The organism is Stenotrophomonas aracearum, from assembly GCF_031834615.1.
Lineage (GTDB): Bacteria > Pseudomonadota > Gammaproteobacteria > Xanthomonadales > Xanthomonadaceae > Stenotrophomonas > Stenotrophomonas aracearum.
Genome location: NZ_CP115543.1, coordinates 3,617,536 through 3,638,256, shown reverse-complemented (window position 1 = coordinate 3,638,256; position 20,721 = coordinate 3,617,536). Strand labels below are relative to the sequence as shown.

The 20,721-nt window shown below is 66.5% G+C and carries 19 protein-coding genes; 9 read left to right on the top strand and 10 right to left on the bottom strand.

Annotated features, from left to right (window positions below):
• The first annotated feature begins 133 nt into the window (after positions 1 to 133).
• The gene (gene glmS / locus PDM28_RS16380) at positions 134 to 1,975 is read left to right on the top strand and encodes a glutamine--fructose-6-phosphate transaminase (isomerizing) (RefSeq protein ID WP_311182862.1); all 1,842 of its coding nucleotides are present in this window, start codon (positions 134 to 136) and stop codon (positions 1,973 to 1,975) included.
• 201 nt (positions 1,976 to 2,176) lie between these two features.
• Here the strand turns inward: glmS and PDM28_RS16375 are convergent, their stop codons facing one another.
• Positions 2,177 to 2,479: a hypothetical protein gene (locus tag PDM28_RS16375; protein ID WP_311182861.1), complete on the bottom strand. Its 303-nt coding sequence runs from the start codon at positions 2,477 to 2,479 to the stop codon at positions 2,177 to 2,179.
• Positions 2,480 to 2,879: 400 nt separating this feature from the next.
• Positions 2,880 to 4,586, bottom strand: a complete 1,707-nt coding sequence (locus PDM28_RS16370; protein ID WP_311182860.1) for a phosphoethanolamine transferase — start codon at positions 4,584 to 4,586, stop codon at positions 2,880 to 2,882.
• A gap of 284 nt (positions 4,587 to 4,870) precedes the next feature.
• Here PDM28_RS16370 and PDM28_RS16365 point away from each other — a divergent pair, with 284 nt between their 5' ends.
• Positions 4,871 to 5,302, top strand: coding sequence for a CBS domain-containing protein (locus PDM28_RS16365; protein WP_102947280.1), 432 nt, complete (start codon positions 4,871 to 4,873; stop codon positions 5,300 to 5,302).
• A gap of 65 nt (positions 5,303 to 5,367) precedes the next feature.
• Here PDM28_RS16365 and PDM28_RS16360 read toward each other — a convergent pair whose 3' ends face one another.
• The 4 genes from PDM28_RS16360 to gloA all read right to left on the bottom strand — a co-directional run bounded on the left by PDM28_RS16360 (position 5,368) and on the right by gloA (position 9,245).
• A complete protein-coding gene (locus PDM28_RS16360) occupies positions 5,368 to 6,807 on the bottom strand; it encodes a UdgX family uracil-DNA binding protein (protein ID WP_311182859.1) in 1,440 nt (479 codons plus the stop codon).
• A gap of 1 nt (position 6,808) precedes the next feature.
• On the bottom strand, positions 6,809 to 8,110 hold the full coding sequence (locus tag PDM28_RS16355; protein WP_102947278.1) for a putative DNA modification/repair radical SAM protein: 1,302 nt from the start codon (positions 8,108 to 8,110) through the stop codon (positions 6,809 to 6,811).
• A 76-nt stretch (positions 8,111 to 8,186) separates the two neighbouring features.
• Complete coding sequence (locus tag PDM28_RS16350) at positions 8,187 to 8,615, bottom strand: VOC family protein (RefSeq protein WP_102947277.1); 429 nt, start codon at positions 8,613 to 8,615, stop codon at positions 8,187 to 8,189.
• 102 nt (positions 8,616 to 8,717) lie between these two features.
• On the bottom strand, positions 8,718 to 9,245 hold the full coding sequence (gene gloA, locus PDM28_RS16345) for a lactoylglutathione lyase (RefSeq protein ID WP_311182858.1): 528 nt from the start codon (positions 9,243 to 9,245) through the stop codon (positions 8,718 to 8,720).
• A gap of 102 nt (positions 9,246 to 9,347) precedes the next feature.
• Here gloA and PDM28_RS16340 point away from each other — a divergent pair, with 102 nt between their 5' ends.
• Complete coding sequence (locus tag PDM28_RS16340) at positions 9,348 to 10,460, top strand: PLP-dependent cysteine synthase family protein (protein WP_102947275.1); 1,113 nt, start codon at positions 9,348 to 9,350, stop codon at positions 10,458 to 10,460.
• A 91-nt stretch (positions 10,461 to 10,551) separates the two neighbouring features.
• Entirely contained in the window at positions 10,552 to 12,588 is a 2,037-nt protein-coding gene (locus PDM28_RS16335; protein WP_311182857.1) for a M3 family metallopeptidase, read from the top strand.
• 87 nt (positions 12,589 to 12,675) lie between these two features.
• Here the strand turns inward: PDM28_RS16335 and PDM28_RS16330 are convergent, their stop codons facing one another.
• Genes PDM28_RS16330 through PDM28_RS16320 form a run of 3 tightly spaced genes read right to left on the bottom strand, consistent with a single transcriptional unit; the run spans position 12,676 to position 14,544 of the window.
• Positions 12,676 to 13,476, bottom strand: coding sequence for an SDR family oxidoreductase (locus tag PDM28_RS16330; RefSeq protein WP_311182856.1), 801 nt, complete (start codon positions 13,474 to 13,476; stop codon positions 12,676 to 12,678).
• On the bottom strand, positions 13,467 to 14,054 hold the full coding sequence (locus PDM28_RS16325) for a DUF1415 domain-containing protein (protein ID WP_070208013.1): 588 nt from the start codon (positions 14,052 to 14,054) through the stop codon (positions 13,467 to 13,469). The genes PDM28_RS16330 and PDM28_RS16325 overlap by 10 nt, the downstream gene beginning before the upstream one ends.
• A gap of 7 nt (positions 14,055 to 14,061) precedes the next feature.
• Positions 14,062 to 14,544, bottom strand: coding sequence for a YajQ family cyclic di-GMP-binding protein (locus PDM28_RS16320; protein ID WP_311182855.1), 483 nt, complete (start codon positions 14,542 to 14,544; stop codon positions 14,062 to 14,064).
• A 78-nt stretch (positions 14,545 to 14,622) separates the two neighbouring features.
• Here PDM28_RS16320 and PDM28_RS16315 point away from each other — a divergent pair, with 78 nt between their 5' ends.
• From PDM28_RS16315 to PDM28_RS16305, 3 genes are all read left to right on the top strand, one after another.
• Positions 14,623 to 15,519, top strand: a complete 897-nt coding sequence (locus PDM28_RS16315) for a DMT family transporter (RefSeq protein WP_102947272.1) — start codon at positions 14,623 to 14,625, stop codon at positions 15,517 to 15,519.
• 132 nt (positions 15,520 to 15,651) lie between these two features.
• On the top strand, positions 15,652 to 16,659 hold the full coding sequence (locus PDM28_RS16310; RefSeq protein ID WP_311184717.1) for a methionine ABC transporter ATP-binding protein: 1,008 nt from the start codon (positions 15,652 to 15,654) through the stop codon (positions 16,657 to 16,659).
• On the top strand, positions 16,656 to 17,345 hold the full coding sequence (locus PDM28_RS16305; RefSeq protein ID WP_102947271.1) for a methionine ABC transporter permease: 690 nt from the start codon (positions 16,656 to 16,658) through the stop codon (positions 17,343 to 17,345). Before PDM28_RS16310 ends, PDM28_RS16305 begins: the two co-directional genes overlap by 4 nt.
• A 72-nt stretch (positions 17,346 to 17,417) precedes the next feature.
• On the opposite strand, the gene PDM28_RS16300 is transcribed toward PDM28_RS16305, so the two are convergent.
• Entirely contained in the window at positions 17,418 to 18,020 is a 603-nt protein-coding gene (locus PDM28_RS16300; protein ID WP_102947270.1) for a lipocalin family protein, read from the bottom strand.
• Positions 18,021 to 18,158: 138 nt separating this feature from the next.
• On the opposite strand from PDM28_RS16300, the gene PDM28_RS16295 reads away from it, so the two are divergent.
• Positions 18,159 to 18,515 carry a hypothetical protein gene (locus PDM28_RS16295; RefSeq protein ID WP_102947269.1) on the top strand — a complete coding sequence of 119 codons (357 nt, stop codon included), beginning with the start codon at positions 18,159 to 18,161 and terminating at the stop codon, positions 18,513 to 18,515.
• A 34-nt stretch (positions 18,516 to 18,549) separates the two neighbouring features.
• Entirely contained in the window at positions 18,550 to 20,643 is a 2,094-nt protein-coding gene (locus PDM28_RS16290; RefSeq protein WP_311182854.1) for a prolyl oligopeptidase family serine peptidase, read from the top strand.
• Positions 20,644 to 20,721: the final 78 nt, after the last annotated feature.

Genomic DNA, 20,721 nt, shown 5'->3' with positions numbered 1-20,721 from the left:
GCCACTTACGAGCGGGACAGGCGCGTCCGGGTGTCCGCGGACACTGTGCCGGACACTTTTGTTAAGCGGACAGCGGCGGGGTGCCGGCAGTGCCCACGCTAGAATGGGGCATCGACAGCAGGGATCTGAATCTATGTGCGGGATTGTGGGAGCGATCGCAGATCGCGATGTGGTGCCGGTACTGATCGAGGGTCTCAAGCGCCTGGAATACCGCGGTTACGATTCGTCCGGCATCGCCGTGCTGGACCGGACCCAGGCCCAGCCGGACGTGCGCCGGGTGCGCCGCACCGGCCGCGTGGCCGAGATGGAGAAGGCCGCGGCCGCCGAAGGCTTCGACGCCACCCTGGGCATCGGCCACACCCGCTGGGCCACCCATGGCGGGGTCACCGAAGCCAATGCCCACCCGCACACCAGCCACGGCGTGGCACTGGTGCACAACGGCATCATCGAAAACCACGAAGCGCAGCGTGAGCGCCTGCGCGGCCTGGGCTACGTGTTCGAGTCGCAGACCGACACCGAAGTCATCGCCCACCTGATGCATTACAACCTGAAGAACGGCGACAGCCTGCTCTCGGCGTTGCAGCGCACGGTGAAGGAACTGACCGGCGCGTACGCGCTGGCGGTGATGAGCCGTGCCGAACCGGACCACTTCGTCTGCGCGCGGATGGGCTGCCCGCTGCTGGTTGGCCTGGGCGAGGGCGAGAACTTCGTTGCGTCCGACGTGTCGGCCGTGATCTCGGCCACCCGCAACGTGATCTTCCTGGAGGAGGGCGACACCGCCGACATCCGCCGCGACGGCGTGCAGGTGTATGACGAGCACAACCTGCCGGTGGACCGTGGCGTGCACCAGTCCGACGTGTCGCTGGCCTCGCTGGAGCTGGGCCCGTACCGCCACTTCATGCAGAAGGAGATCCACGAGCAGCCGCGCGCGCTGGGCGACACCATCGAAGCGGCGATCGACGCCGGTGGTTTCCCGGCCGAGCTGTTTGGAAAGAACGCCGAGGGCGTGCTGGCCGGCATCGAAGGCGTGCAGATCATCGCCTGCGGCACCAGCTACTACGCCGGCCTGACCGCGCGTTACTGGATCGAAGCCATCGCCGGGCTGCCCTGCAGCGTGGAGATTGCCAGCGAGTACCGCTACCGCGCCGCCTACGCCAATCCGAAGCACCTGATCGTCACCATCTCCCAGTCCGGCGAAACCCTGGACACGATGGAGGCGCTGAAATACGCCAAGTCGCTGGGCCACCTGCACACGCTGTCGATCTGCAACGTGCCCGAAAGCGCGATCCCGCGCGCCAGCGAGCTGGTCTGCTACACGCGCGCCGGTGCGGAAATCGGCGTGGCCTCGACCAAGGCCTTCACCACCCAGCTCGCGGCGCTGTTCCAGCTGACCGTGGTGCTGGGCAAGCTGCACGGTCGCATCGATGCCGCGCAGGAAGCGGAGTACCTGGAACAGCTGCGCTTCCTGCCGGGCAGCGTGCAGCATGCGCTGAACATGGAGCCGCAGATCGCGGCGTGGGCCGAGCGTTTCGCGCGCAAGAACAGCGCGCTGTTCCTCGGCCGTGGCCTGCATTACCCGATCGCACTGGAAGGTGCGCTCAAGCTCAAGGAAATCACCTACATCCATGCAGAGGCCTATCCGGCTGGCGAGCTCAAGCACGGTCCGCTGGCGCTGGTGGACGAAGACATGCCGGTGGTGGTGATCGCGCCCAACGACAGCCTGCTGGAGAAGGTGAAGTCCAACATGCAGGAAGTGCGTGCACGTGGCGGCGAATTGTTCGTGTTCGCCGACCAGGACAGCCACTTTGTGGAGTCGGAAGGTGTGCATGTGATCCGTACCCCGCGCCACGCTGGCGTGCTCAGCCCGGTGGTGCACACCATCCCGGTGCAGCTGCTGGCGTACCACACCGCGCTGGCACGCGGTACGGACGTGGACAAGCCGCGTAACCTGGCCAAGAGCGTCACGGTGGAGTAACGCGGATCACTGGGTGGCGGGCGAAATGCCGCCACCCATCCGCCTCGAGGCCAGAATCGTGCGAGGTGCCTCAACGACGCCGAACCTTCGGATTGGCCGCTCGCATTGCAGACAATGCGACCTTGGCATCGCTCAATTCGCCTTCGGAAAGCTGCCTCACGCCAGGTGGCAGGAACCAACCTTTGATACAGCCAAGATCTCTTAAAGCAATCTGGATATGGCTGTCTCTATCGAATCCAGAGCTGGGTGCGATCTCTGCGCCTTACAACCGACCACCGCCGGCGTTGCAATGGGTCTTGCCGTGAACCTGCGAAACGGTTCGCTGGCAGCTGCTTCGGCAAATGCCAGCGCCCGGTCTGCGTCTCCTTCAAAAAGATAGAAGCCGGGTCCCAGCCAGTCGTGCTGGTTGTTGCTCGGCTCCGGTATCAGCGTTCCCGAGACCAGGCCGTCCCTGACAGTAATATCGCAGCCGTGATACCCGACCTGCAGGTGGCCTTGATTCATCTATAACAGCGCTTCAATTTTCCGGACTTGGTAAGAAGTCCAGCGTCCTGCATGATCGACAACGCAAGTTCCGGCGTCATGTCGTACATTCTTCGGATTCGCTCTTCATCGCTGAGGGTGAAAAGTTCTACGGGAGTCATGGGAATGCGCCAGCCGTCCTGCGACTTGGCTGTCGACTTCCTCCTGGTAAATTTCGATATGGCCATGCCGTGAGCATACGCGCCTACTCGAGATGATTGAGAGTGCGGCCTGCGGATCTGCAGAACCATGCGCGCGAAAAGTTCTAAATTACAGGGAAAATTTCGAGAAAAATTGGATTTTTCCCGCAATTTTCCTGTGTATGTTATCCGTGGATATCGTTGTCGCGAATGGCGATGGCGAGCGAGATGGCCGGTCACCGTCAGGCGCGTGCTGCCGACCGCAGGCAGGGGGCGAACACGTCCTGCGTCGCATCGTAGGCCTGGGTCTTCACCTGCATCAGGCCAAGGATCGACGAGAACAGCGCGTCGTGGTCGGTGCGCTGCATTGCGCGCTGCTCAAGGCACTGGGTGTCCAGCCCCCGCGAGGCGGAGAACCGGCTGGAGAACCACATCACCATGGGCACCGAGGTCTGTTCCGGCGGCGCAATGGCATACGGAACGCCATGCAGGTAGAGGCCCTTCTCACCCAGCGACTCGCCGTGGTCGGAGACGTAGATCATCGCCGTGTCGTAGTCCTCCATGGCCTGCAGCTCATGGATGGTTTTGGCCAGGAAATGGTCGGTGTACAGAATCGCGTTGTCGTACGCGTTCACGATCTGCTCCTTCGGGCAGTTCCCCAGCTCCGGGTTCTCGCATGGCGGCGTGAACTGGCGGAAGCTGTCGGGGTAACGTTGGAAGTAGCTGGGACCGTGGTTGCCGAGCTGGTGCAGCACGACGAACTTGTCACCCGGGGTAGCGCGCATCTTCTCTGCCAGGCCCTTCACCAGGATCTCGTCCATGCAGCGGCCCTTGGCGCAGAGCGCCGGATCGCTGGCGTCGGAGACAGACTCGAACGGAGTTCCCTCACAGACACCCTTGCAGCCGGACTGATTGTCGCGCCACAGAGTGCTGATACCCACGGTGTTGAGGACATTCAGCAGCGACTGCTGCGAGCGGATCTGTTTCTCGTCGTAGTTGCGGCGGCCCAGTTGGGAAAACATGCAGGGAACCGACACCTCGGTGCTGGTGCCGCAGGAATGCATGTCCGGGAAGTTGACCACGCCGATCCGGGCGAGCTCGGGCGTTGTCTGGCGTGCGTAGCCGTTGAGTCCCCAGTTCTGCGCCCGCACCGTTTCACCGACGACAAGGACCACCAGTCGCGGCTTGGCGCCTGCCGCCGAAGGAACGCGAACCGCGTCCATGGCGATCGGCGTCCTGGGGGCCTTCCTGATCGGCGAACTGGAACGCAGGTTCTGCTGCAGCCCAACGATGTAGTTGAGTGGGGTCGCCAGGTACTTGATCTCGCGATGATTGCGCAGCATGGAAGCGACATCGGCGTTGGCCAGCATCACGCTGCCCGCGCCCACCACCAGCAGCGCGACCATGAAGACCGGCCGGATCCAGAGCGTGCGCAGTGCAGGGCGCGGCGTGATGCGTACCCGCCACACCGCTACGGCCGGCAGCGCAGCGAACACCAGCAACGGCAGCAGCAGGCTGGGCGTCATCAGCTCCCGCGATTCCTTCACGTCGGTCTGGAGCACGTTGCGCACCATGTCCGCGTCCATGAACACCCCGTAAGTAGTCATGTAATGCACGGCCATGGCGGTGACCACCAGCAGCACGGTGATGACCGGCTTGGCGCTCCAGCGCCAGACCAGCAGGGACAGCAGCAGGCCGTTGGCCGCGATCAGCAGGCCCAGCAACGCCGTCGAGAACAGCAGGTTGCCGGGGTGCAGTGCATAGGCCGCCTTCCAGAAGGGACCGTTGCTGACCGCCGCGAAGAACAGGCTGCAGGCCAGGATCAGGGTTTCCTGGCTGAGCTCGGGTCGCCAGCCGCCCAGGTAACTCCAGAGACGGACGCCCGCACCGGCGTCGCGCGCGGAAATGTCCTGCTGGACCGCTGCCTGTGTTGCGTTTGCTGAAGCCATGCCCGATGCCGATGAAAGTAAACCGGCGGCAAGCTTGGGGGGCGGTTCGTCGGATTTCGGTCGGAGGAACGCCCGGTTTTGTTAAGAACCCGGAAGCCCGACGTTGCCCGGCCCCTATCCTGCTTTGCCGTTTCTGGCGTCGGCAAAACTTTAGTCGTGGGCGACAGCGACATTCAGCGTCGGTTCTAGTCGTAATGCCATTCTCGGGTTGTAGCCCTTGGCTGCGTCAATCGGTCCCACCACGCAAGGCGTGTGGCTTTAACCAGTCTGTAACAGGAATAAGAATGAACGTTCGCGAGCTTCTGCACTCCAAGAAAGACGCTGTAGTCACCATCGACGTTGAAGACACGATCGGCGCCGCCGCCCACAAGATGAGCGCGCACCGCATCGCCGCTCTGGTGGTGACCCGGGACGACGTGCCGGTCCGGATCATTTCCGAGAAGGACATCGTGCGCAGCCTGGCCGACGACGGCCCGCAGGCCGGTCGCCGAGTGATCTCCACATTGCCCTCGGCCGGCCTTGAAGGTATTTCGCCGGACGCGTCGCTGAAGCAGGCGATGGCGCTGATGACCTACTCGCGCCACCGTCATCTGATGGTGACCGACGGCAGCCGCCTGGTCGGCATCCTGAGCCTGGGCGACATCGTCAAGAACCTGCTCAGCGAGCTGGAACTGGAGAAAGCGGTGTTGCAGGACATCTACATGGCCGCGCATTGATTGATGCGCGGTAGAGCGGGTCTGCCCCGCTGCCGACCATCCGTGCAGCGGGGCAGAGCCCCGCTCTACGAGGTGGGCGGTTCTTTCAGCCGGCGCAGGTCTTCGCGGAACAGCTGGTAGCCTGCGTCGCGTTTTTCAGGGTCCTGCCGTAGCACCCAGGATGGATGCACGGTCGCGAAGCCACGCGTGCCATCCTCCAGCGTGTGCCAGCGGCCACGATCGCGGGTGAGGTTGAAACCGCTGCCGAACACCGCGCGTGCGGCGCTGGCGCCCAGGCACACGATCACCTTGGGGTTGACCTGCTCGATTTCCGCCATCAGCCACGGGCGGCAGGCGTTGATGTGGGTGACCTGCGGTTTGGAGTGGATGCGCTTCTTGCCGCGCCGCTCAAACCGGAAGTGCTTCACCGCGTTGGTCAGGTACAGCGTGCTGCGGTCGATGCCCAGTTCCTGCAGCGCCTGGTTCAACAGCTGGCCGGCCGGGCCCACGAAGGGGTGACCGCTCAGGTCCTCGCTGTCGCCCGGCTGTTCGCCTACCAGCATGATCTGTGCGTCTGGCGGTCCTTCGCCGAACACGGTCTGCGTGGCGGGCTCCCAGAGCGGGCAGCGCCGGCAGTTGGCGGCGGCGTCGCGCAGGCCGTCCAACGAATCCCCACGGGCCGTGGCAGGGCCACGCATGGGAATGCTGCGTTCGGGAATGCGCCGCTGCGGTGCCTGTGCTTCGCGGTCATGCATCTCCTGCACGCGGTCGCCCGCGTCGCGCACCAGCGTGGGCAGCAGGCTCGCTTCGGGCAGGTGTTTCCAGTACTTCGCAGGCATTTCCTGCTGCATCATCCGCGTGTTCAACCGCGCCGGATTGAATATGTTGGCGTAGTAGGTGCGCCACAGTTCTTCGCGTGCGTCTTCCACGGGTGCATCGGCCTGTTTGCCACCCGGGCCGAACGCCAACGCCTGGCCATCCCAACGCACACTTCGATAGGGCGTAAGGATCGCCCAGCGCATGCCGATGAATCGGCGCTCGAAGAACGGCGCCACCCGATCCACGATGTGGTGCTCCGGCTCGAACCAGGCAATGAACGCATCCTGTTGCCCGGGAACTTCGCGGAAGCGCACGAAGGCTTTCATCTTGTGGGTGTCGCGGCGCACTGCCTGGGCCAATGCCATCGCGCGCAGCACGTCCGGGTCGGTAGGATTGCCGAGCAGCCCGCGTTCGCCGTGGGTCATGCGCCACAGCATGCGGTACAGCAGCGACATGCGGTGCGGGTCGCGATGGCACAGGCAGGTAGCGGCCAGCTCGACGAAGGCTTTCGGCACTGCTGCGGCCGGCGTAGCAGTGGCCTCCGCAGGCGCGTGATGCAGCGCAGGGGCATCCAGCAGACCGCTGCCTTCGCCGTGCAGCCAATCCAGCTGCTCGGGCATCACCTGACGCTGCAATGCCAGCCGCGCCGCATCGCGCCACGCGGTCAGGGACCACGGCGGATCCACCCGCACACTCCAGCGCGACATCTCAGCCGGCCACCGCATCGAACAGGGAGCCCTGGCGCGGCGGCGGGGCCAGCCTCGCACGTAGTGCCGCGGGGTCGTCCAGCGCGCGGCGCGGGTGGTGGTCGGCCAGCTGCACGAACGGCAGCAGCTTGCTCATCGGCGCGCGCAGGCGAGCCACGTCGGCCACGCGCAGGCGCACGTGGCGGCGTGCCATCAGCACCCGCTTCACGTTGCGCACGCCCAGGCCGGGCACGCGCAGCAGCATTTCCTTCGAATCCCGGTTGAGGTCCACCGGGAAGCTTTCGGGGTGCCGGATCGCCCAGGCCATCTTCGGGTCGATGTCCAGGTCGAGCATGCCGCCCTGGGTGGTGTCGGTGATCTCGTCCACGCCGTAGCCGTAGAAGCGCAGCAGCCAGTCGGCCTGGTACAGGCGATGCTCGCGCGCAAGCGGTGGCGCCTGCAGCGGCAGGATGCTGCTGGCATCGGGAATCGGGCTGAAGGCCGAGTAGTACACCCGGCGCATGCGGTAGTTGCCGTACAAATTGTCGGCAGAGGTGAGGATCTGCTGGTCGCTGGCGCCATCCGCACCGACGATCATCTGCGTGCTCTGGCCGGCCGGCGCAAATTTCGGCGCGCGGGCGCGGCGCTTGCCTGGCTTGGCTGGGGCCGGGGTGACCGGCGTGACGGCCGTCGTCGCCGCAGCGGCCCTGGCTTCCTTGGCCTCCTCGATGCGCCAACGCAGCTCGCCCATCGCACCGCGGATCGACGGCAGCGACTTCTCTGGCGCGAAGCTGGACAACCCGTCTTCGGTAGGCAGTTCGATGTTGATCGACAGTCGATCCGCATATCGGCCGGCCGCGGCCAGGAGTTCCGGCGAGGCCTCGGGAATGGTCTTCAGGTGGATGTAGCCGCCGAAGCGGTGCTCCTCGCGCAGCTGGCGCGCCACTTCCACCATCTGCTCCATGGTGTAGTCGGCATTGCGGATGATGCCGCTGGAAAGGAACAAGCCTTCGATGTAGTTGCGCTTGTAGAAATCCATGGTCAGCGCCACCACCTCGGCCACGCTGAAACGCGCGCGTTGCACGTTGCTGGAGACCCGGTTCACGCAGTAGGCGCAGTCATAGATGCAGAAGTTGGTCAGCAGGATCTTCAGCAGCGACACGCAGCGCCCGTCCGGGGTGTAGCTGTGGCAGATACCGGGTCCGTCGGTACTGCCGATCCCGCCGCTGGCCCGAGAGTCGCGCTTGCCGGCGCCGCTGGAAGCGCAGGAGGCGTCGTACTTGGCGGCGTCGGCCAGCACGGCCAGCTTGCGGATGGTTTCCATGCGGAAACGGTAGGAAAGACCAATCTCACGTGGTGAGACTGGTCAGAAACAAGCTGAAGGCTTCAGCCTGGAGCGGTCAGAACGACACCTTCACCGAGTCCGCACTGTAGGTGGCGGGCCCGTGGTACACCACTTCGATGTTGTTGCCGTCCGGGTCGATCGCGAACGCGGCGTAGTAGCCCGGGTGGTAGGGGCGTTCGCCGGGCGCGCCATTGTCCTTGCCGCCGGCCGCCAGTGCCGCCTTGTGGAAAGCGTCGACCGTCGCGCGGTCGCGCGCCTGGAAGGCCAGGTGATGGCGGCCGGTCAGCTCGCCGGCGGCCGCGTCGCTGTCAGCGGTGGAGATGAACAGCTCGTCGGCCCAGAAGTACGTATCGCCTTCACCCGCAATCGGAATGCCGATGGTGTCGAACACCGCCTGGTAGAAGCGGCGGCTGGCGGGCAGGTCGCGCACGATCAATTGCAGGTGGTCGATCAGGCGGCCGCGGTGCAGTTCCATGGTTTCCATGCCGGATCCTTCGTTCGAGGGAAAGGCAGGTATAGCACCAGTGGGGTTGCCACACCGTGGGCGTCGGGTGTGCCCGCCGTGGCGGGCGCACTGCTACCGGTATCAGGCCAGCGGCGTGTTGGAGATGATCTCCACCCAATAGCCGTCCGGGTCCTTGATGAAGGCCAGGTGCTTCATGCGGCCATCTTCCAGCCGCTTCTGGTACGGCACCTTCAGTTCATCGAAGCGCTTGCACGCCGCATGGATGTCCGGAACCGACACGCAGATATGGCCGAAGCCGCGCGGGTCGCTGTTGCCGTCGTGGTACACGGCGCCATCCTGGATCTCGGTGCCGTGGTTGTGCGTCAGTTCCAGCACGCCGGGAATGCCGGCCATCCAGGTGCGGCGGGCGTCGTCGCCTTCGGGAACCGCGGTGCCTGCCGGCAGCAGCGCCAGGAAGTAGAGGCTGAACTGGGCTTCAGGGAAATCGCGCTGGTCGAGCAGGCGGAAGCCGAGCACGCGGGTGTAGAAGTCCAGCGATGCAGCGGCGTCCTTGACCCGCAGCATGGTGTGGTTGAACACGAAACCGGTGGTTTCCGCCGGCGGCTGGGCAGCCACGCCGGGCTGGGACTGCAGGGAGGCAAGGGTCATGGGGGATCCTGTGGAGGGCCGCGCACTGCGGCTGGCCGTTCAGTTTAGCGGGGCGGCGGCAAGGCGACGTAGAATGCTGCATCTTCCTGGCCCGTCGTCGACATGTCTCAGCGTGAATGGGTGGCCGCTGCCATCCGCAAGATCGAAGCCGATTTCAACCGTTCGGCCGACACCCACCTGATTCCGATGGACCTGCCGGGACATCCCGGCATCGAGCTGTACTTCAAGGACGAGTCCAGCCACCCCACCGGCAGCCTCAAGCACCGGCTGGCGCGCTCGCTGTTCCTGTACGCGCTGACCAATGGCTGGCTGCGCGAAGGGTGTCCGGTGATCGAGGCCTCCAGCGGGTCCACGGCTGTCTCCGAAGCCTACTTCGCGCGCCTGCTGGGGCTGCCGTTCATCGCAGTGATGCCGGCCACCACCTCGCCGGAAAAGATCGCCGCGATCGAATTCCATGGGGGCCGCTGTCATCTGGTCGAGCGTGCCTGCGACCTGAACTGCGAATCGGAGCGGCTGGCGCGGGAAACCGGCGGCCACTTCATGGACCAGTTCACCTACGCCGAACGGGCCACCGACTGGCGTGCCAACAACAACATCGCCGAGTCCATCTTCAAGCAGATGGCTGAAGAGCCGCACCCGGTACCGGAATGGATCGTGTGCAGCCCGGGCACCGGCGGCACCGCCGCCACGCTCGGCCGCTACGTGAGCTACCGCCGCCACGACACCCGCATCCTGTGCGCGGACCCGGAGGTGTCGGTGTTCTTCGACGGGTATCGCGCGGCGCTGTCCGGCGAGCCGTGGCGCGAGCTCACCTGCAGTGGCGGCTCGCGGGTGGAAGGCATCGGCCGGCCGCGGGTGGAATCGAGCTTCATTCCGACCTGCGTGGATGCCATGGTCAAGGTGCCCGACGCGCTGAGCCTGGCCGCGATGCGGCATGTCAGCCGGCAGCTGGGGCGCCGCGTGGGCGGCTCCACCGGCACCAACTTCATCGGCGTGCTGCACGTGGCCGAACGCATGCGCGCGGCGGGCCGCAGCGGGTCGATCGTGACCATCCTGTGCGACAGCGGCGAGCGCTATGCGCACAGCTACTACAACCCGGACTGGTACCCGCGCCAGGGCATCGACGTGGAACAGGCCGATGCGGTGATCGCCGCCGCCGTGGCCGGGCAGGGCCTGCCGGCGCTGCCGGACGCAGCGCTGGAAACCCTGTACTGAATCGAACCCGCGGCCGGGAGGCCTTGTGACGGGCACGGTGCAGTGCCATATCGTGGAGGGTATGCCGCGCCTGCGGCCCCGTTGCCTGGAGATGCCCGTGACCACCGCCAACCCCCTGCTCGATTTTTCCGGCCTGCCCCGTTTCGATGCGATCCAGCCCGAACACGTCGGTCCGGCCATCGATACGCTGCTGGCGCAAGCCGAAGCGGCGGTGAAGGCGGCAGAAACGGTACAGCCGGTGACCTGGGCCACCTTCGTGGACCCGCTGGACGATGCCACCGAACGCCTGTGGCGCGCCTGGGGCCAGGTCGGCCACCTGCAGGCGGTGGTCAACACCCCGGCGCTGCGCGAGGCCTACAACAGCAACCTGCCCAAGGTGACCCGGTTCGGCAGCGCGCTTGGCCAGAACCTGGCGCTGTTCGAGCAGTACCGCGCGTTGGCGGCAGCCCCGGAGGCGGCGCAGTACGACCCGGCGCGGCGCAAGGTGCTGGACAACGCCCTGCGCGATTTCCGCCTTGGCGGCGCCGAGCTGGATGAGGCCGGCAAGGCCCGCTACAGCGCGATCCGTGAGGAGCTGTCCGCGCTGTCGGCCACGTTCTCGCAGAACGTGCTCGACGCTACCGATGCGTGGTCTTTGCACGTGGAGGACCGTGCCGAGCTGGCCGGGGTGCCGGAGGATGTGGTCGCCGCGGCGCGCGTTGCGGCTGAAAAGGATGGCCTGGCCGGCTGGAAGCTGACCCTGCAGATGCCCTGCTACCTGCCGGTGCAGACCTACGCCGAACACCGTCCGCTTCGCGAGGCGCTATACCGCGCCAACGCGCTGCGCGCCTCGGAGTTCGGCGACGCCACGCTCGACAACAGCGCGCATATCGACCGCATCCTCGCACTGCGCGCGGAACTGGCGGCGCTGCTGGGCTTCAGCAGCTATGCCGAGTATTCCATCGCCACCAAGATGGCCGACGACGCGCCGCAGGTGCTGGGCTTCCTGCGCGACCTCGCCGCACGCGCCAAACCCTACGCGCAGCGCGACCGTGCAGAACTGGAAGCGTTCGCGCGCGACGAACTGGGACTGCCGGCGCTGGAGGCCTGGGACCTGTCGTTCGCTGCCGAGAAGCTGAAGCAGGCGCGTTACAGCTATTCCGAGCAGGAAGTGAAGCAGTACTTCACCGAGCCGAAGGTGCTCGCCGGGCTGTTCGACGTCATCCATGGCCTGTACGGCCTGCGCGTGGAACCGGACCAGGCGCCGGTGTGGCACCCGGACGTGCGCTTCTTCCGCGTGGTCGACGCGCAGGGCGCGCTGGTCGGTCAGTTCTACCTGGACCTGTACGCGCGCGAAGGCAAGCGCGGTGGGGCGTGGATGGACGATTGCCGCAACCGCCGCGATACCGCGCAGGGCGTGCAGACGCCGCTGGTGTACCTGGTATGCAACTTCGGCAAAGGCGCGGACGGCAAGGCGTCGACCTTCAGCCACGACGAAGTGACCACCCTGTTCCACGAAATGGGGCACGGCCTGCACCAGTTGCTGACCCGTATCGGCGAGCTGGGCGTGGCCGGCATCAATGGCGTGGAATGGGACGCGGTGGAGCTGCCCAGCCAGTTCATGGAGAACTTCTGCTGGGAGTGGGACCGCGTGCAGCAGATGACCGCACACGTGGACAGTGGCGAGCCGCTGCCGCGTGCGCTGTTCGACCGGATGCTGGCCGCGCGCAATTTCCAGAGCGGCATGTTCACCGTGCGCCAGCTGGAGTTCGCCCTGTTCGACATGCAGCTGCACAGCAGCTTCGATCCCGCGCAGGACAGCGTGCTGCAACTGCTGGAGCGCGTGCGCGACGAGGTGGCGGTCAACCGGCCGCCGGAGTGGAATCGCTTCCCGCACCAGTTCAGCCATATTTTCGCCGGTGGCTACGCGGCGGGTTATTACAGCTACAAGTGGGCGGAGGTGTTGAGCGCGGATGCGTACGCGGCGTTTGAAGAAGCGCCGGGTAAGGTTGCCGAAACCGGAAAGCGCTTCCGCGACGAGGTGCTGTCGCGCGGTGGCAGCCGCAGCGCGGCGGAGAACTTCGCCGCGTTCCGGGGGCGCGCGCCGAGCGTGGACGCGCTGCTTCGGCACAACGGAATGAACGGCTGAGGTAGTGCCGGCCGCTGGCCGGCTCCTCGTGCTGCCGGGTTTGCGTGGAGCCGGCCGGCGGCCGGCACTACGCGCTCGGGACCATCGTTACGGGGCGTAGATCATGGTGCGCGTCATGCCGCCGTCCACGATGTGGTCCTGGCCGGTGATGAAGCCCGCCGCGTCCGAAAGCAGGAATACCGCCAGCGCGCCGATGTCCTCGGGCTGGCCGACGCGGCCCACCGCATGCTGCGCATGGTCGCGCCTCGACAGTTTCGGGGTGCGTCGGCGCGCCGGGGCCTGCCAGGCGTCGGTGGTGATCCAGCCCGGGCTGATGCTGTTGACCCGCACCTGCGGGCCGGCGCTGATTGCCAGCGCATGGGTGAACGCCACCAGCCCGCCCTTCGCGGCGGCATAGGCCTCGCTGTCCGCTTCGGACTGCCACGCGCGGGTGGAGGCGATGTTGATGATCGCACCGCCCTGCGCCTGCAGCGCAGGCAGCGCGTGCTTGCTGCACAGGAATGCGCCGTGCAGGCTGGACAGGCGGCGCTGCCATTCGGCCAGCGTCATCTGCGCCAACGGCGTGCCATGTGCGCTGGCGATGCCGGCGTTGTTGACCAGCCCGTCGATGCGGCCAAACCGCTTCTGCGTAGCCTTCATCAGTGCCTGTACGCTGCGTTCGCTGGCCACGTCCGCGCGCTGGAACGCGGCGCGCTCGGGCAACGCCCACTCCTTCAGGCAGGCACGGCCAGCGTCGGCATCCAGGTCGGCAATCATCACGCTGCCACCGGCGCCCAGCACCGCCTGCGCGATGCCGCGGCCTACGCCCTGTGCGCCACCGGTGACGATCACCACGCGGTCGCGCAGCGGTTGCGCCGGCCAGTCGGTGATGGGCGGGGTCAGTGGCATGGTGGGGTGTCCTTGCGGCCGAGCAGGCGGGTCCAGCCTTCGATGCCCAGCTTGTCCAGGGTTTCGATGTTGCGCTCGACGATCACGTCCGGGTCCGGGAACGCGGCCACCGCGCGTTCCACGCTGTCTTCGCGCAGCAGGTGCAGGGTGGGGTAGGGCGACCGGTTGGTGTAGTTGCTCACATCATCCGGCGCGGCACCGGCGAACTGGTACTGCGGGTGGAAGCTGGCCACCTGCAGGATGCCCTGCAGGTCCAGCGTCTCGATCGCCGCGTCGGCGTTGTCGAGGAAGTCGTTGTAGTCCAGGAAATCGGTCAGCACGTCCGGATGGATGATCAGCGTGGTGTCGATCTGCTCGGCCGGCGTGTCGCGCAGCAGCAGCAGTTCTTCGGCCAGCTGCTCGACCAGCGCCTCGGGCGTGGTCGCGTCGCTCAGCACGAAGCGCACCTGGTCCTTCACGTACACCGCCTTGGCGAACGGGCACAGGTTCAGCCCGATCACGATCTGCTCCAGCCACTTGCGGGTGTCGGCGATCGGGTCGGGGGCGTCGGTGCCGTCGAAGGCGGGGGTGTCGTTCATGCCGGGATCAATCGCGGAAGTTGTCGAACTGCAGCGGGATGTCGAACTTTTCCTTCTTCAGCAGGGCAATCGCATCCTGCAGGTCGTCGCGCTTCTTGCCGGTCACGCGCAGCTTGTCGCCGTTGATCTGGCTTTCGACCTTGAGCTTGGCCTCCTTGATCTTCGCCGCGATCTTCTTGGCCTCTTTCTGCTCGATGCCCTGCTTCACCTTGACGTCCTGGCGCGCGCCGCCCAGGTTGGTGAGGATGTCGCCGAACTCCAGGCAGCTGGCGTCGATCTTGCGGGCGGTCAGGCGCTGGCGCAGGATCACCGTCATCTGCTCGAGCTGGAACTCGCTCGGGGCCGTCTGCTTGATCACGCTGTCTTCCAGCGCGAACTTCGCGTCCACGCCCTTGAAGTCGAAGCGGGTGGACAGCTCGCGGTTGGCCTGGTCGACCGCATTGGTCAGTTCGTGGATGTCGACTTCGGAAACGACGTCAAACGAGGGCATGGGGAATCTCCTGCAGGTGAAGCCCCCATTCTAACCAACCGCGCATGCACGTCCCGGCACGGGCGGCGATAATGGGGCATGACCACCGAACGCTCCCCCACCCGCGCCGTCGCCTGGATGCTGCTGGCCGTGGCCTGCTTCTCGCTGATGGATGCGGGCATGAAGCAGCTGTCCTCCAGTTACCCGACCCTGCAGGTCACCTTCCTGCGCGGCGCCGCTTCGCTGCCGTTCGTGCTGGTCTGGGTACTGGCCACCGCCGGCCCGCGCTCGCTGGTTCCGGTGCGCTGGGGCCTGCACCTGCTGCGCGGCCTGCTTGGCATGGCGATGATCGGCTGCTTCGTGTTTGCGCTGCGCAGCCTGCCGCTGTCGACCGCCTACACCATCTATTTCGTGGCCCCGCTGCTGATCGCGGCGCTGTCGGTGCCACTGCTGGGCGAAAAAGTGGGCCCGCGCCGCTGGATCGCGATCGGCATCGGCCTGGTCGGGGTGCTGGTGGTGCTGCGCCCCGGGGTGGGTGGGTTCATTTCCATTCCCGGCCTGATGGTGCTGCTGGCCGCCACCGCCTACGCCATTGCCGCCATCACGGTCAGCATGCTGACCCGCACCGACACCCCACAGTCGATGGTGGTGTGGTTCCTGGTGATCCTGGCGCTGGGCGCCGGGTTGCTGGCCATCCCGGACTGGCAGCCGCTGCAGCTCGGCCACGCCGGGCTGATCGCCGGCATGGGGCTGGCCGGGGCCGGGGGGCAGGTCGCCCTGACCCGCGCCTTCCAGCTGGGCGAGGCCTCGCTGATCGCGCCCCTGGAATACACCGGGCTGGTCTGGGTGATCGGCTGGGACCTGCTGTTCTGGGGCGTGCTGCCCGACAACTGGACCTGGCTGGGCGCCGGGATCATCGTCGCCTCGGGCCTGTACCTGCTGCACCGCGAGCGGGTCAGGAAAGTGACCCCGCCGCAGCCGCTGGACCACCCCTGAGGCCCGCCGGGCGGGCGATGACGCCGCCTTATAAACAAACGGAATATGATTCGCTTCCGCCGCACGGGCCAGGGCCGTCCCGCGCTGGTAGGCTGCACGCCCCCTCCCGTCGATGCCCCGGTTGACCGCGAAGTGATCAAGTTCCAGCGCCTGCACAAATCCTATGCCGTCGGCGGCCGCGCGATCGCCGCGCTGCAGCCGCTGGACCTGACCATCGAGGCCGGCGAAGTGTTCGGCATCATCGGCCACTCCGGTGCGGGCAAATCGACCCTGATCCGGTTGATCAACCGGCTTGAGGAACCGACCGGCGGGCGCCTGCTGATCAACGGCGAGGACGTCACCGCGCTGGACAGCGACGGCCTGCGCGCGCTGCGCCGGAAGATCGGCATGATCTTCCAGCACTTCAACCTGCTGTCCTCGCGTACGGTGGCGGCCAACGTAGCCTTCCCGCTGGAGCTGGCCGGCACCCCGCGCGCGGAGATCGATGCGCGGGTCACCGAGCTGCTGCACACGGTGGGCCTGGAGGCGCATGCCAACAAATACCCGGCGCAGCTGTCCGGCGGCCAGAAGCAGCGCGTGGGCATTGCCCGCGCGCTGGCCACGCGCCCGCAGATCCTGCTCTGCGACGAAGCCACCAGCGCGCTGGACCCGCAGACCACCGCGTCGGTGTTGAAGCTGCTGGGCCGGATCAACCGCGAACTGGGCCTGACCATCGTGCTGATCACCCACGAAATGGACGTGATCCGTCGCGTCTGCGACCGCGTGGCCGTGCTCGACGCCGGCCACCTGGTGGAAACCGGCCCGGTCACCGAGGTCTTCCTGCACCCCCAGCACCCGACCACGCGCCGCTTCGTCAACGAGTCCGAACAGGTCGACGAAGGCGAGCTGCACAAGGACTTCGAGGCCGTGGCCGGACGCATCGTGCGGCTGACCTTCCTCGGTACCGACACCTATGAGCCGGTGCTGGGGCGCATCGCCCGCGAGACCGGCGTGGACTACAACATCCTGTCCGGACGCATCGACCGCATCAAGGACACCCCGTATGGCCAGCTGACGGTGTCGCTGGTGGGCGGCGACGTGCAGGCCGCGCAGGCCGGCTTTGTCGCCGCCGGCGTCCACCTGGAGGAGCTGCGCCGATGATCCTGGCTACCGCAGGCGGTTTCTTCCGCCATCTCGACGCTGCCAAGTGGGCCGACATCGGCCAGGCCACCATCGACACCCTGTTGATGCTGGCCGGCTCGCTGCCGTTGACCCTGGCCATCGGCCTGCCACTGGGCGTGCTGCTGTTCCTGACCGGTTCGCCACAGCTGCACCGCAAGCCGGTGCTGTATGGCGGGTTGGCGCTGCTGGTCAACCTGCTGCGCTCAGTGCCCTTCATCATCCTGATGATCGTGCTGATTCCGATCACGCTGTGGATGATGGGCACGTCGCTGGGCGTGCGTGGCGCGATCGTGCCGCTGGTGATCGGCGCGGCCCCGTTCTACGCGCGCCTGGTGGAAACCGCGCTGCGTGAAGTGGACCGCGGCGTGATCGAAGCCAGCCAGGCGATGGGCGCCACCACCTGGCAGCTGGTCAGCCGGGTGCTGCTGCCCGAAGCGCGGCCCGGCCTGATCGCCGGCGCCACGGTAACCGTGATTGCGCTGATCGGCTTCACCGCCATGGGTGGCGCGATCGGCTCCGGCGGCCTGGGCGACCTGGCCTTCCGCGACGGCTACCAGCGCTCCCACACCGACGTGGCCCTGGTCACCGTGGTGCTGCTGCTCGTACTCGTGCAGCTGCTGCAGATGCTGGGCGACTGGCTGGTGGGGCGGTATTCGCGGAAATGATGTGGGAGGCCGACGCGAAAGGTCGGCCAATCTCCGGGGTAGAGCCACGCCCTGCGTGGCTGCTCCTCAGCATCACCGTACGTTAGGAACCTCATACCCCAGCCGATCCACCTGCTCGCGGTGCTGCGGCACGCGCTTGAGCTTGTCGGTGTTGACGCCGTACTCGTCGCGCAGGCGGGTGGCCAGCTCCTTGTACAGGTCCTTGTCCATGTCCGGCTTGCGCGCGAAGATCCAGGCCATCTCGCGGCCCGGGTAGCCCAGCATCGCCCACGAATAGTCCGGGGCGACTTCCAGTACGCGGGTGTGGGTGGGCACCACTTTGTAGAACCAGGTGCGCCAGTTGTGGTTGCCGCTGTCCTCGTCCACCGAGGCGCGCACCGTGATCTGCTGCAGCGGCTCGGAGAAGCCGTCGCGGAAGGAATAGGTGATGGAGACCTTCTGGTCGCCGCGCAGGCTGTACTGGTTGACGCTGGCCACGTGGCCGCGCTCCACCGGGTTCGGCACGCGGCCGATCACATACCAGGTGCCCATGAACCGCTGCAGGTCGATTGGGGCGCTGGCCCCGGTGCTGACCGACGGCGCAGGCGTGGACTTGCTGTCGCCGAATGCACAGGCGGACAACAGCGACAGCGTCGACAGCAGCAGGACAACGCGAAGCGGGCGGTTCAGGGACATGCGATGGAAGGCTCCAGTGGCTGCAGGGGCATGGTGGGTGGGACGACGAAGAACGTCAATGGTGCAACCGATGAAGGTCGCAGCCTGTGAGATGGGCGCAGGGCAAGGTAGCGCATCACTTTCGCACGGAGTCGTGTCATGCCCCTGTCGTCTTCGCGTCGTTCCCGGCCTTCACAGTCCCGCGCGGCCCTGTCGGAAGCGCCACATCCTGATGTCCTTCGCTGGGTCCGCCAGGTGGCCCTTGCCGGCGTCGCGCTGGTGCTGGTCTGGCCTGCCGCGCGCGGCCACAGCGAATGGCTGGGCTGGCTGCCGATGTGGCTGGTCGGCATGCCGCTGCTGGCTTGGTGGAGCCTGTACCGTTTCCGCCTGCCGGCTGCCGTGCGGAACCGGCAGGCCCAGCGTCGGCGCGGGCCGCAGGCGCGCCGCCGGGTCCGCGTGCAGCCGCGCCGGGCGCGCCCTGACCTTCGACAGGGGGGAGCCGGGCAGGCCGTGTGATAGCGTCGGGGGGATATGACCGCCTGGAGCCGCAATGTCCCGACTCGCTTCCGCCTGCCTGATGGCAGGCTTGTTCTCCGCTGGAATGGCCGGAACCGCCATGGCTGCTGAGACCCCCGCCGATCCCTACGCGTGGCTTGAAGATGTCACCGGTGACAAGTCCCTGGACTGGGTCAAGCAGCAGAATGCCAAGTCCGAAGGTCGCCTGGCCCAGACCCCGGCCTTCAAGCAGATGGAAGCCAGCATCCGCGAGGTGCTCGATTCGGACGCCAAGATTCCCGGCGTGCAGAAGATCGGCGACTACTACTACAACTTCTGGAAGGACAAGCAGCACGAGCGCGGCGTGTGGCGCCGCACCACGCTGGACGAGTACCGCAAGGCCTCGCCGACGTGGGAAACCGTGCTCGACCTGGACGCGCTGAACAAGGCCGAAGGCGAGAACTGGGTCTGGCACGGCGCCGACTGCCTGCGTCCGGATTATTCGCGCTGCCTGATCGCGCTGTCGCGCGGCGGTGCCGACGCGGACGTCACCCGCGAGTTCGACCTTGCCAACAAGACCTGGATCAAGGACGGCTTCTTCCGCCCCGAATCCAAGGGCGGCCTGGGCTGGATCGACCGCGACACCGTGTTCGTCTACACCGATTTCGGCAAGGACAGCATGACCACCTCCGGCTACCCGCGCGTGGCCAAGCTGTGGAAGCGCGGCACGCCGCTGTCGGCCGCCAGCGTGGTCTACGAAGGCAAGCCCGATGACATGTACATCGCGGCCATGCACGACGACACCCCCGGCTACGAGCGCAACCTGGTCAGCCGCACGCTGGCCTTCTACAACAACGAGCTCTACCTGCGCGCCGATGACGGCACGCTGACCAAGATCGACGCGCCGAACTCGGCGGAAAAGGGCCTGCGCAAGCAATGGTTGACCCTGGAACTGCGCGATCCGTGGACGGTGGGTGGCAAGACCTACGCCGCCGGTTCGCTGCTGGTCACCAAGCTGGATGATTACCTGGGCGGCAAGCGCGATTTCGAGGTGCTGTTCGCGCCGACCGAAACCACCTCGCTGGCGGGTTCGAGCTGGACGAAGAACCACCTGGTCCTGAACGTGCTCGACGACGTCAAGAGCCGCCTGCAGGTGCTGACCCCGACCGCGAAGGGCTGGGAGAAGAGCGATTTCGTGGGCGCACCGTCGTTCGGTACCGTCGCGGTCGGCGCAGTCGACGCTGACGACAGCGACGCGGTGTGGATGACCGTGACCGACTACCTGACCCCGACCACGCTGGCCCTGGCCGAGATCGGCAAGCAGCCGGAAGTGCTCAAGACCATGCCGGCGTTCTTCGATGCCGAAGGCAAGGTGATCGAGCAGCACTTCGCCACCAGCAAGGACGGCACCCGCGTGCCGTACTTCGTGGTGCACGCCAAGGACATGAAGCTGGACGGCTCCAACCCGACCCTGCTGTACGGGTATGGCGGCTTCGAGATTTCGCTGACCCCGTCCTATTCTGGCGGCATGGGCCGCGCCTGGCTGGAGAAGGGCGGCGTGTACGTGGTCGCGAACATCCGCGGCGGTGGCGAGTACGGTCCGCGCTGGCACCAGGCGGCGCTGAAGCAGAACCGCCACAAGGCCTATGAAGACATGGCCGCGGTCGCGCGCGACCTGGTCAGCCGCAAGATCACCTCGCCGAAGCACCTGGGCGTGCAGGGCGGCAGCAACGGTGGCCTGCTCACCGGCAACATGCTCACCCAGTACCCGGAGCTGTTCGGGGCCGTGGTGGTGCAGGTGCCGCTGCTGGACATGAAGCGCTACAGCCACCTGCTGGCCGGGGCCTCCTGGATGGCCGAATACGGCAACCCGGACACCGCCGACTGGGAGTACATTCAGACCTTCTCGCCGTACCATCTGTTCGACCCGGCCAAGACCTACCCGCCGGTGCTGTTCACCACCTCGACCCGCGACGACCGCGTCCACCCGGGCCACGCGCGCAAGATGGCGGCGAAGATGATCGAAGCAGGCAAGGACGTGACCTACTACGAGAACATCGAAGGCGGGCACGGCGGCGCGGCCAACAATGCGCAGGCCGCGCACATGTCGGCGCTGGCCTATGCGTTCCTGTGGGAACGCTTGAAATAAGAAGATGTGCCGACCAACGGTCGGCACCTACCCTTGGGTAGCCACCGACCGCTGGTCGGTGGACATTTCCGGGTGGTG